16 protein-coding genes and 1 tRNA gene are annotated in these 10,870 nt (G+C 66.5%); 10 read left to right on the top strand and 7 right to left on the bottom strand.

Annotated elements, in window-relative coordinates; genetic code table 11:
* Positions 1-412, bottom strand: a 412-nt coding sequence (locus ACWELQ_RS24950) for a sigma-70 family RNA polymerase sigma factor (RefSeq protein ID WP_452399471.1), incomplete at its 3' end; no start/stop codon positions are given.
* 163 nt (positions 413-575) lie between these two features.
* On the opposite strand from ACWELQ_RS24950, the gene ACWELQ_RS24945 reads away from it, so the two are divergent.
* The 3 genes from ACWELQ_RS24945 to ACWELQ_RS24935 all read left to right on the top strand — a co-directional run bounded on the left by ACWELQ_RS24945 (position 576) and on the right by ACWELQ_RS24935 (position 1,910).
* Entirely contained in the window at positions 576-1,064 is a 489-nt protein-coding gene (locus ACWELQ_RS24945) for a carboxymuconolactone decarboxylase family protein (RefSeq protein ID WP_452399470.1), read from the top strand.
* A gap of 149 nt (positions 1,065-1,213) precedes the next feature.
* Positions 1,214-1,420, top strand: a complete 207-nt coding sequence (locus ACWELQ_RS24940) for a hypothetical protein (RefSeq protein WP_452399469.1) — start codon at positions 1,214-1,216, stop codon at positions 1,418-1,420.
* 94 nt (positions 1,421-1,514) lie between these two features.
* Positions 1,515-1,910: a PPOX class F420-dependent oxidoreductase gene (locus ACWELQ_RS24935; protein ID WP_452399468.1), complete on the top strand. Its 396-nt coding sequence runs from the start codon at positions 1,515-1,517 to the stop codon at positions 1,908-1,910.
* A 129-nt stretch (positions 1,911-2,039) separates the two neighbouring features.
* Here the strand turns inward: ACWELQ_RS24935 and ACWELQ_RS24930 are convergent, their stop codons facing one another.
* Positions 2,040-2,792 carry an SDR family oxidoreductase gene (locus ACWELQ_RS24930; protein ID WP_452399467.1) on the bottom strand — a complete coding sequence of 251 codons (753 nt, stop codon included), beginning with the start codon at positions 2,790-2,792 and terminating at the stop codon, positions 2,040-2,042.
* A gap of 299 nt (positions 2,793-3,091) precedes the next feature.
* Here ACWELQ_RS24930 and ACWELQ_RS24925 point away from each other — a divergent pair, with 299 nt between their 5' ends.
* The gene (locus tag ACWELQ_RS24925; RefSeq protein WP_452399466.1) at positions 3,092-4,555 is read left to right on the top strand and encodes an amidase; all 1,464 of its coding nucleotides are present in this window, start codon (positions 3,092-3,094) and stop codon (positions 4,553-4,555) included.
* Positions 4,556-4,582: 27 nt separating this feature from the next.
* Here ACWELQ_RS24925 and ACWELQ_RS24920 read toward each other — a convergent pair whose 3' ends face one another.
* Positions 4,583-5,098: a hypothetical protein gene (locus ACWELQ_RS24920; protein WP_452399465.1), complete on the bottom strand. Its 516-nt coding sequence runs from the start codon at positions 5,096-5,098 to the stop codon at positions 4,583-4,585.
* A 216-nt stretch (positions 5,099-5,314) separates the two neighbouring features.
* Between ACWELQ_RS24920 and ACWELQ_RS24915 the strand changes: the two genes are divergently transcribed.
* From ACWELQ_RS24915 to ACWELQ_RS24890, 6 genes are all read left to right on the top strand, one after another.
* Positions 5,315-5,674, top strand: a complete 360-nt coding sequence (locus ACWELQ_RS24915; protein ID WP_452399464.1) for a hypothetical protein — start codon at positions 5,315-5,317, stop codon at positions 5,672-5,674.
* Entirely contained in the window at positions 5,604-6,152 is a 549-nt protein-coding gene (locus tag ACWELQ_RS24910) for a DUF6879 family protein (RefSeq protein WP_452399463.1), read from the top strand. Before ACWELQ_RS24915 ends, ACWELQ_RS24910 begins: the two co-directional genes overlap by 71 nt.
* A complete protein-coding gene (locus ACWELQ_RS24905) occupies positions 6,089-7,024 on the top strand; it encodes a helix-turn-helix domain-containing protein (protein WP_452399462.1) in 936 nt (311 codons plus the stop codon). Before ACWELQ_RS24910 ends, ACWELQ_RS24905 begins: the two co-directional genes overlap by 64 nt.
* Positions 7,025-7,077: 53 nt before the next feature.
* On the top strand, positions 7,078-7,608 hold the full coding sequence (locus ACWELQ_RS24900; protein WP_452399461.1) for a DUF6879 family protein: 531 nt from the start codon (positions 7,078-7,080) through the stop codon (positions 7,606-7,608).
* A gap of 108 nt (positions 7,609-7,716) precedes the next feature.
* Entirely contained in the window at positions 7,717-8,070 is a 354-nt protein-coding gene (locus ACWELQ_RS24895) for a hypothetical protein (RefSeq protein ID WP_452399460.1), read from the top strand.
* Positions 8,071-8,130: 60 nt separating this feature from the next.
* Entirely contained in the window at positions 8,131-8,661 is a 531-nt protein-coding gene (locus ACWELQ_RS24890) for a pyridoxamine 5'-phosphate oxidase family protein (RefSeq protein ID WP_452399459.1), read from the top strand.
* 34 nt (positions 8,662-8,695) lie between these two features.
* Here the strand turns inward: ACWELQ_RS24890 and ACWELQ_RS24885 are convergent.
* The 4 genes from ACWELQ_RS24885 to ACWELQ_RS24870 all read right to left on the bottom strand — a co-directional run.
* Positions 8,696-8,769, bottom strand: a tRNA-Leu gene (locus ACWELQ_RS24885).
* A gap of 46 nt (positions 8,770-8,815) precedes the next feature.
* The gene (locus tag ACWELQ_RS24880) at positions 8,816-9,661 is read right to left on the bottom strand and encodes a universal stress protein (RefSeq protein WP_452399458.1); all 846 of its coding nucleotides are present in this window, start codon (positions 9,659-9,661) and stop codon (positions 8,816-8,818) included.
* A gap of 254 nt (positions 9,662-9,915) precedes the next feature.
* Positions 9,916-10,407: a hypothetical protein gene (locus tag ACWELQ_RS24875; protein WP_452399457.1), complete on the bottom strand. Its 492-nt coding sequence runs from the start codon at positions 10,405-10,407 to the stop codon at positions 9,916-9,918.
* On the bottom strand, positions 10,404-10,870 hold a 467-nt coding region (locus tag ACWELQ_RS24870; RefSeq protein ID WP_452399456.1), incomplete at its 5' end, for a hypothetical protein. The genes ACWELQ_RS24875 and ACWELQ_RS24870, both read right to left, overlap by 4 nt.

Here is a 10,870-nt window from a genome sequence, read left to right as displayed (position 1 = left end):
CGCCGATCTCCTCGTAGTCCAGAGCGAACACCTCGCGCAGCACGAACACCGCGCGCTCGATGGGCGTCAGGGTTTCCAGCACCAGCAGCATGGCCATCGAAAGGTGTTCGGCCAGTTCGACATCGTCGGCCACATCCGGTGTGGTGAGCAGCGGTTCGGGCAGCCACGGGCCGACGTAGGACTCCTTGCGGCGGCCGAGGGCGCGCAGCCGGTCGAGGGCGCGGCGGGTGACGATCCGGACCAGATAGGCCCGCTGGTCGAGCACGGTATCCAGATCGACGCCGATCCAGCGCAGCCAGGTCTCCTGCAACACATCCTCGGCGTCGGCGGCCGAGCCGAGCATCTCGTAGGCCACCGTGAACAGCAGATTGCGGTGTGTGACAAAGGCTTCGGTGGCGGGATCCGGTGTCATCGTGCCTGCTTTCTCTGGACGGTCCTGCCCACTCGACGCCGGACCGGGCCGGTTCGTAACACCGATTCCGGATGGTTCTCCTCACATCCCGGCGGTGTTATCGCGGTCGGTCGGCGGTCGTCTTGTGGTCGTCCGATGAAGAACCGAGAGTAGGGATCACCCCATGGAACCCCGTTTCGACCTGAACGCCAACGAACTCGGCGCCAAGATCGGCAAGCGTTTCGCCAGTGCCAGCATGGTCATCATGCAGTCGTCGCTGCCGAAATCCCTGATCGAACTGGTCGACTTGCGCGCCAGCCAGATCAACGGCTGCGGATTCTGCGTCGACGCCCACACCAAGGAGCTGGCCGCCGCGGGCGAGCCCGCCGTGCGCATCAACCTGGTCGCCGCGTGGCGCGAGTCCACGGTGTTCACCGAGGAAGAGCAGGCCGCGCTGGCCTTCGCCGAGGAAGGCACCCGCATGGCCGATGCCGCCCACGGCGTCTCCGACGAGACCTGGGCGTTGGTGCGCAAGCACTTCGACGACGATCAGCTCGCCGCGCTGGTCTACCTGGTCGCGATGATCAACGCGGCCAACCGGCTGGCCGTGATCACCCGCACCAAGGGCGGCAGCTACCAGGTCGGCGCCTTCGAGGCGGCGAGCACCCAGTAGGCCGCGCGCACCCGGGAAGCCGAGGGCATCAAGGAATCGGAAAATTCGGGCGCGGGCGGGTACTGAACCCGCAAGCGACCGGATGCCGCCGGTCCCGCCGTACCAGGATCGAGCTTCCGAGCCAGAGATCGGCGGAAGAGGTAATGGTCATGGGAAGCAACGGCGAGGCACTCTGCCTCTCGTCCTTCGACGTGCGGTGGTCGTTGGCGGAGGGCGCGTTCATCGCCCGATCCGATCGGCATCCGGGCCTGGTCGCCCGGGACGAGTGGTCGTCGCTGGCCGCACTCGAGAGTCTCATCGAGCTCATCGATCAGCAAGGGGCGCACGATCATTCGGCCGATCGACCGGCCGCCTGAGGCGAAAATCTAGCAGCGCTAGACGGGCTAGCGATTCGGTGTTATCGTTGCTCCAGTTTCTAGCGCTGTTAGATTTCACCGAGGAGTGATCGGCATGACCTTCACCAGCAATGAGCAGCAGTTCCTCGCGGAGGCCGGGATCGGGCGGCTGGCCACGGTGTCCCCCGACGGTGTCGTGCAGAACAATCCGACCACGTATCGGGTGAATGCCGACGGCACCATCGACATCGGCGGTCAGCGGATGCGGACCAGTCGAAAGTACCGCAATGTGGAGGCCGGAAGCCGGGTTTCTTTCGTTGTCGACCAACAGGTTTCGCTGGACCCCTACGTGATCCGCGGCATCGAGGTGCGCGGCACGGCCGAGGCGCTCGACGATCAGGAGCCGCCCTTCCCGCCCCAGGAACGCGCCCTCATCCGCATCCACCCCGACCGCGTCATCTCCTGGGGCATCGACGGCGGCTCCTTCGACTTCACCAGTCGTGGTGCCTGACAGGCGTTCCGGGGGCGACGCGGTCATCGATGTCACCGACTTCAACGCGCGGATCGCCCCGACCACGTTCGACCGCTGGCTGGATGACCGGCGCTGACAACGTGATCGAGTGCGAGCCTTGCGCTGGTTTCAGCCCTGGACCGTGGGCAGCACCACCAGGTCGGCGATATTGAGGCGGCGGGGGAGGGCGACGGTGTGGGCGATGAGGTCGGCGATGTCGGAGGCGGGGAGGCTCTGGTTCTGCTCGCGCCATTCCGCCAGCGCCTCGAACTGGTCGCGATCCTCCATGGTGTCACCGAGTTCCGTGGTCACCAGGCCGGGTTCGACATTGTGCACGCGCAGGCCGCGCGGGCCGAATTCGGCGCGCAGGATCCGGCTCAGGTGGGAGACGGCGGCCTTCGTCGCGCCGTAGACCCCGTAGTTGGGGAACACCGCGTGCGCGCCGATCGAGCTGATGTGCACCAGATCCGCCGTCCGGCCGTCGGCGGCGGCCGCGAGCAGATCGTCGGTGAATGCGCGGCTGGTGTAGAGCAGCCCGTTGACGTTGGTGGCGATCATCTGATCCCACTCCCCGGTGTCGGCGGCGTCGAACGGCGCGGGCAGCATCACCCCGGCATTGGCCACCACCAGATCCGGGCGGCCGAGTTCCGCGCGGACGGCCTGGGCCGCGGCGTGGACGGAATCCTGCTCGCGCACATCGGCTTCCACCGCGATGCCGGAGATCTCGGCGGCGAGCTCCTTGATGCGGTCGGCGCGGCGCGCCACCAGCGCGACGCGCGCGCCGTCGGCGGCCAACCGGCGGGCGGTCGCCGCGCCGATCCCGCTGGAGGCTCCGGTGACCACGACGATGCGGTCGGCGAGAGGGGCGTTCGGGACAGTCATGACTGCGGTACTCCTGTGAATCGGGAAGCCGGAACCACTCCGGCCGAACGACTCTCGGCGATCACACTGGCAACCGGCTGTCACCGCACGCGGAGGGCTCGGTCTGAGACATCTATCCTGTTGTGCGAAACGGCCTTTCATGGCTCGTGGCAACGACGCTCATGCTGCGCCGAGGCTGTGAACTGGGATTTCATGCCTTGATGGTGGGGTTTATCGCCGGTGACGTCGGCCCGTTCGAGTTGTCCATTGCCTGCGTCGGCGTTTTATGGCTTTCGTGGCGGGCCAATACCTTCGCATTCATGGAATCGAACCTTCAGTCGGCGCAGGAAATGTTGGTGGCGTTGCGGGCCGGTGTGGTGACATCGGTGGAGCTGACGGAGGACGCGATCGCTCGGATCGAGCGAGGGGACAAGGCTATTAATGCGATCTGTGTGCCGGACTTCGATAATGCGCGGGCCGCCGCGCGGCAGGCCGATGCGGCGCGCGCTCGCGGTGAGGAGCGGCCGCTGCTCGGTATTCCGGTGACGGTCAAGGAGTCCTACGACATGGTCGGGCTGCCGACCACCTGGGGTCTGCCCGAGTACGCCGACTACCTGCCCGCCGAAGACGCGGTGCAGGTGTCCCGGTTGAAGGCGGCGGGTGCGGTGCTGCTCGGCAAGACCAATGTGCCCGCGACGCTGCGAGATATCCAGAGCTACAACGAGATCTACGGCACCACCAACAATCCGTGGGATCACACCCGTACGTCGGGTGGATCCTCCGGCGGATCGGCGGCCGCGCTGGCGGCCGGATTCGGCGCGCTGTCCATCGGCAGCGACCTCGCCGGATCACTACGAACCCCCGCGCACTTCTGCGGAATCCACGCGCACAAGCCGACACTCGGGCTGGCCCCGACCCGCGGCATGGTCGCGCCGCCCGGCCCCGCCCTGCCCATCGACCTCGATCTCGCCGTCGTCGGCCCGATGGCGCGCACGGCGGCCGACCTCACCCTGCTGCTCGACGTCATGACCGGACCCGACCCCCTGACCCACGGCCGCGCCTACACCCTCGCACTCCCGCCCGCGCGCCATGAGCGGTTGTCGGACTTCCGCGTCCTGATCATCGAAGACCACCCCCTCATCCCGACCGGAAAAGCGGTGCGAGCGGCCGTGAACCGAGTGGGCGAGGCCCTCGTCAACGGAGGCGCCCACGTGCGACGGCACAGCCCGCTGCTACCCGATCTCACCGAAGCCGCGACGCTCTACATGCAGCTGATGCTGTCGAACGCCGCCGCGACGCTCCCCGCCGACGTCTACGAGAAGCTGCGCAACGACGCCGCCGCCCTCGACCCGGACGACCGAAGCCTCGACGCCGCTCGGCTGCGCGGCATGGTGTTCAGCCACCGCGACTGGGTCGACGCGAACAACCGCCGCGAACTCCACCGCCACGGCTGGCGCCAACTCTTCACCGAGTTCGACGCGGTGGTCAGCCCCATCACCCCCACACCCGCCTTCCCACACAACCACATTGGCGGACTGGAAGACCGCCACCTCGACATCGACGGGATCGACTACCCGTACTTCGACCAACTCGTCTGGGCGGGCCTGCCCACCATGCCCGGCCTACCCGCCACCGCCATCCCCACCGGCCCGTCCCCCGACGGCTTGCCCGTAGGAGTCCAACTCATCGGCCCGATGTTCGAAGACCGCACCCCACTACGCCTGGCCGAACTACTCGAACAACACCTAGGCGGCTTCCGACATCCCCACCAGCGCAACATATGAAAGCTCTACGTTGCCGTTCAACTGCGGTTATGCGCCGTCGGCTCGAAGGCGTGGAAGCACGCTCGGAGGAGGCGTGGCCCGCCGTGCGTAGGTCGCTTCGGGGTGCACGGTGACCACGTCCAATTGCCGCACCAGCGAACCCGGAATTGTCCCGTCCTCGAAGTGCTCCGGCCCGGGCACGATGACGACCTCGGCATCCAGCCGGGTCGCTTGGGCTCTCAGTCGTGCCAGCGGCGGCCGCCCCGACGTCGGGTCATAGACAACCACTCCCGCGAAGTCATAGCCGAGCCGCGTAGCCACCGTCCGAATCTGCGATTCGTCCCAGAGCCGCGAAACGCCGGACACATCGATCCGGAGATACCCCAACGCAGTTGGCTTATAGCGCATATCTGCCCCTTGCCTCAGTTCGTCGTACTCGGTGTCGAGCTGGGAGGACCCGAGAAGCTCGAGATAGATCCCCGCGTAGTCCTCGGACTCGTCCCCCGCGTTCTGGAGTTCGAACAGTCCGGCAGGAAATTTGAATAGCCTTGTGCGACCAGTCATCTCGACCTCCGCCGATGGAATGGGAGCCCGGGCCGGGGTAGTCGACCGCCCCCTGAGCGCTTATTCATGACGGTAGGAATCGACGGCTTGCTGAGGCTACGAACTTGGCCGAACTTGCCCACATTGGGCCGTTGTGGAAACAAATGTGACCAAACGCAGGACCATTGAGGGGCGCCGCAAAACCGGTGCAGACCGCCAGATCAAAGGGGGAAGGCCATGCGCCTTACATTCCTGGGCAGGGGTGGCTCGCAGGTCAATGAGTGCCCGAGCCTGTACGTCACCGAACAGGGTTACCTGGTGCAAGGTTGGAGAACGGAGCGGTCGGACACGATCGAGATCCCGCATCTGCTGCTTGGTTTCCTCGAGCCCCATACATTCCTAGGGGCGACGCTCACCGATACCGGTCGGGGTACCTTCGCAGTGGCTGGCAAGCCCGTCACCGACGTCGGCACTCTCGACCGACTGGAAATGGCCGACGACGAGGCGGCGATCGAAGTGCCCAAGCGTGAGAGGACGTTCTACGGTGCAGCTGCGGCAAGGCGACTGGTCGGACCTATTTCAGCAGTGCCGCACTGAGGCTTTTCACCTCGAAGTCAGAGATGATTACGCGGTGCCGCTCGAGTCCGAGCCGTTTCGCCGTTTCCTCGCGAACCAGACTGACGATTACGCCTGGTTCGAGAGCTGGGACAAGCTGGTTCGGGGGATGACGGGCCGGGGTGTGGTGGTCAGCCGGGTTCGTGTGATTACCCTGCCGCACACCGATTACCAGAGATGGAGCCTGGTCGTCGCCGCAAGGAATGTCGCGGCGGGCGAGGACATCCGCTACCTACCGCGCCATCTCGCTGGTGAAGTGCCGCTGGATGATTGGTGGCTCATGGACAATGAGAAGGTGGTTTTCAACCTCGTCGATGACCGAAAGAAGTCGGCTGGCGTCGCGATAACGACCGATCCCCGCCTGGTTGAGCACTGCCAGGCCGTGAAGCGCCGGCTGTGGGCCTTGGCGACGCCGTACGCCGAATACGCGGCCAGCACAGCCGCGCAACGGGCCAAGTGACCGGAAGCGTCCAGGAAGCGAGGGAGGTACTCGGGCAACGGCTTCGGGAATTGCGCCGTGCCACTGGAATGTCCGGGCGCACCCTCGCCGAACTCGCGGGATGGCACGAGACCAAGGTCTCGAAGTTGGAGCACGGCACGCGCCCACCGTCCGAAGCCGACCTCCGGTCCTACTGCGAGATCCTCGGGGCCCCTGAGCATCTCCCCGACCTACTCGCCACACTCCGCAATATCGACAGCGCGTATGTCGAGTGGCGACGCGTCCTCAGCGCAGGAACCCGACGAGGACAGCATTCGCTGACACAGCTTGCCGAGCGAACGAAGGTGATGCGGATCTATCAGCCGTACGTCGTGCCGGGGCTTTTGCAGACTGCCGACTACGCCACGGCGATCCTGAGACAGGCGATCGACTTCTACCGAGTCCCCGATGACCTCGAAGATGGCGTCACCAAACGGATTGAGCGCCAACAGATTCTGTATCGCGGCAACCGGCGTTTCCACATCCTGATGGGAGAGCAGGCGCTATCGACAGGCGTCGCCGACGACCAGGTAATGACAGGCCAGCTGGATCGCCTTCTCGCCGTTCTCGGCCTACCCCGCGTGGCATTCGGAATCGTGCCGGCCACCGCCTATTGCCCCGCACCTGCGACGAACTTCGTCATGTACGACCGCAGCCTGGTCACAGTCGAAGGCGTCACCGCCGAACTCAAGGTGACCCAACCCCGAGAACTAACCCTCTACGGACGGGCATTCGACATCCTGGCCAAGCAGGCATTGACCGGCGAGGACGCGCGGCGCCTGATCAGCGCCGCACTTCGAAGGCGTCAGGAACCGCTAGATGGCGAAAAGGGTTCTCGGATGGCCGATTCTTGAGAGGCCCCGAGGGAGCGCGGTCGAGGTCCCGAAGTCGGAGAGGACGTTCTACGGTGCAGTTCCGAAGCAGTGACCCGGCGCTATGGGCGACCCTGTTCCGCGAGTGCGAGCGCGATGCGTTCCACCTGGAGACGCGGGACTCGTATTCGGTCCCGCACGAGGCCGAACGATTGCGCCGTTTCCTCAACGGTGAGCCCCCGCCCTACGTGAAGACTCCCTGGCAAGAGCTCATGCGGGAGACCACCGGGCGCGGTGTGCCGGTGACCAGGGTTCGGGTGGTCACGGTGCCGCACACCGACTATCACCGCTGGCTGCTGTCGGTTACCGGCTTCAACGTCGATGCTGGCGAGGACATCCGATATGTACCAAGGAATCTCGCGGGGGAAGTCCCGCCCGACGACTGGTGGCTGATGGACGGCGAGCGGGTTGTCTACAACCTGGTCGACGAACACGGCGGCCCAGCAGGAATCGCCATCACCGCCGACCGCCGCCTCGTGGAGTACTGCGAAACCGTGCGCCAACGACTTTGGAAACTGGCGACGCCCTACGCCGCCTACGCCGAGAGCCCGCACGTCCGGTTGTGAGTCGCTCGGTCATAGCGCTGTCTAGGAAGTGCGTTCCCGCCACGTGGCCCAGGGGTGATTAGAATCGCGATGAGACCAGCTTGTGGGGTCGGGGGAGGGTGAGAGTGTATGGACAGCAGTCGGTTTCGTGAGTGGCTCGGAAATTTGGTGCAGCTTGCGGGTGGACTGTTCGTCGGTGGAGTGATGGCTATTCGCGTCTACCCGATGATCGACTTCCGGCTTCGACGCGTATTCGGTACCGACACGCCGGAGCCCACTGGGGGCGGCATTGGAACCGCGGGCTATTGGGCGGCCTGGATCATTTCGTTCTGTGCGCTGGTCGCGATCGGGGTCGCGCTTTCCCGGGTCCGTCGTGTCCGGCTGTTGGGCGTGACAGCGACAACCTTCTTCGTGGTGTGTGGCATCGCGGTCTCATTGCTCTTCATCGCCTTCGACTTCGGCGGAGCGCCCCACCCGGATTGATCGCGATTAGTTTGGGCAGTGTGAGCCGTCTATCTGTGCAAACCACGGGAAGGATGGGCCATGGAAGCCAAGAATCTGGATGACTCCAATGGGATGCGGATTCAGCGGTGGGACAGTGTGACCGCGGTGCTCGGTCGGGATATCGATCAGGCGCCGGAAAGTGGTGGGCCGAGTCGGCATACGACTTGGCTTACCACGATCAATGCGGATGGGACGCCGCATGTCACTGCTGTCGGGGCGGTGTGGGTTGATGGGACGTACTGGTTCCAGACGGGGGACGGCACCCGGAAGGGCAAGAATGTTGCACGTGACCGGCGGTGTGCCATAAGCGTTACGGCGGACAGTTTCGATCTCGTCATCAACGGGACGGCTGAGAAGGTCACCGATCCGGATACGGTTCGACGGATCGCGGCCACCTGGGCCGAGGGTGGATGGCCGGTTGAGGTGGACGAATCCGGGATCGGGCTGACGGCACCGTTCAACGCGCCTGCGACCGGTCCGGCACCTTGGTACGTCTACCGAATCACGCCTCGGTCGGCGGTGTCGGTGTCCACGGTCGCGCCCGGCGGCACCACCCGCTGGACGTTTTGATCTCGTCGACCGGGGGTGTCAGCCTGCCAGTTTGTGCCCCCGGTCGGGTTCGAACCGACACTTGGTGGATTTTAAGTCCACTGCCTCTGCCAATTGGGCTACGGGGGCGTCTGGGTCAGACTACCGAGCCGTACGGTCGTGCTGGTAGCAGGTATTAGGGGGTGGGGGTGATCATGATGGGGGTTTGGACCGATAGCAGCAGGGATTGACTGGTGGAGCCGAAGACTTTCGAGGTGAAGCCGCTGCGGCCGCGGGTGCCCACCACCAGGAGCTGGGTGCTGGCGGAGAGGGTGAGCAGGGAGCGTTCGGGGGTGTCGTGGGTGGTTTCGCGGTCGATGCGGACGTTGGGGTAGCGCTCCTGCCAGCCGGCGAGGGATTCCGCGAGGACGTAGTCGTCGAGAGCGTCCATTTCGGGGTCGTCGGAGGAGCCTTCGGCGTGCAGGGCGATGACGGCCACGCCGCGGGCGGCGGCCTCGTCGAGGGCGGCGGCGATGGCGGGTTCGCTGATCTTGGTGCCGTCGACGCCGACGAGGATCGGGCGGGTGGCGAGATCGAGCGGGAGCGGAACGCCGTCTCGGACAACGACGAAGGGGCAGTGCGCGCGCCGAGCCAGCACCGAACTGACCGAGCCGAGCAGGGCGCGGCGCAGGGTGCCGCCGCCGCGGGCGCCACCGACCAGCATGCGCGCGGCATGGGTGCGCTCGAGCAGCGTGGGGATGATTGCGCCGGTGGCGAGTTCGGTGGTGACGGTGATTCCGGGCTCGGCCTTGGCGGCCTCCGTGGCGGCGGTTTCCAGCAGCCAGTTGGCGTGTTCCTCGAGCCGGCCGTAGTCCTCGGCGGTGAGGGTGGTGCCCAGGCCCAGCCCCTGATCGGGGGTGATCTCGAGGACGCGCAGCAGATGCAGGGGCGCGTGGTGCAGGGCGGCGGCGTGGGCGGCCCAGGCCACCGCGGAACCGGCCGATTCGTCCACCGCGACGATGACGGCATCCCCGTTCGACATGCTGCAGTCCTCTCCATCCGAATTGCGTGGCGCTGCTACGGGATAGCTGAGCGGTCGCTACCGACCCTACGCCGAAGTGCGCGCCGCGCCGTCGAGCGGCATGTTCACAACGGTCGCGCGAGTGTTGATTGCCCAGGTGCGGCGGGAGGAAACCCCGGGTCCGCGCCGAGGGGTGTACGGGACTCGGCACGGATCCGGGGCCGGGCTGTCGAAAAGCCCATACCGGCATCCTGATACCTCAACCGCACTCGAGGTCAAGCCGGGCGTAAGGCGCCCTCCGGCCAGAGCACCGTCACCGGCATGGCACGCGCGCGAGCGGTGGCCACCACGTCGGCGGTGCCGCCGAAACCGCGGGCGGGCAGGCCGTCCCACACCGCCAACAGTTCCTCGGCCTCGTCCAGCATGCGCAGGCTGCCGGCATGGTGAGCCGGGGAATCCGACTCCTCCCGATCCAGGGCGATGACACGGGAGGCTGCCGCGAGCAGCCGGTCGTAGTCGGCGTGATGGCTCGACGGCAGGCTGGCCCGATACCGGCGGGCCGGAATCACGGCCGTCAACAGCCCGCCCGCGTCCAGAATCGCCTGTGCGAACAGCGAATCCGGCCCATCGGCCAGACAGCTCACCCCCAGCAGCGGCGGCCCGCCCGGCCGGATGCGCAACGCCACCTCCAGCCGCAGTGCCCGATCCACCAGTGCGAGGGTGGCCGCGGGCAGGCCACGGTGCCCGGTGATGGCGACGCTCGTCATTGATCGTCTCGTCCGTAGAGGGTGGCGAGGGCATCGTCGAGTGCCCTGGCCTCGACGGTACGCGCGGGCAACCCGGCGCGGAATGTCCTGGCCAGGCGGGTGATTCGCTCGCTGTGATAGGTGAGCCCGACCATCAGCGCCTCGGCGGCGAGCGCGCAGCCGCCCTCGATGTCGCCGGAGCGCGCCAGCACCTGCGCGTGCTCGACCTGGGCCAGGGCGCGCGGCTTCTCCGCGGTCAGCGAGGCGTTCGCGTTCTGGAAGGCGATGTGCGCCGCGCGATGGTCGCCGAGCCGGGTCAGCGCACTGGCCTGGTAGCGGGCCGCCTTGGGGCCGTCGAAGACGAACACCCACGGCCACTGCGGTTCTCCGCGTTGCCGATCCACCAGTCGACCGGGGACCGCGCGGGCGCGCTCGGGGCGCTGCGGCGGGCCGAGCGACGGGTGGATCGGCAACGCGGAGAACC

This window comes from Nocardia sp. NPDC004722, from assembly GCF_053601505.1.
This window is presented reverse-complemented; position numbering and strand designations above follow the sequence as displayed.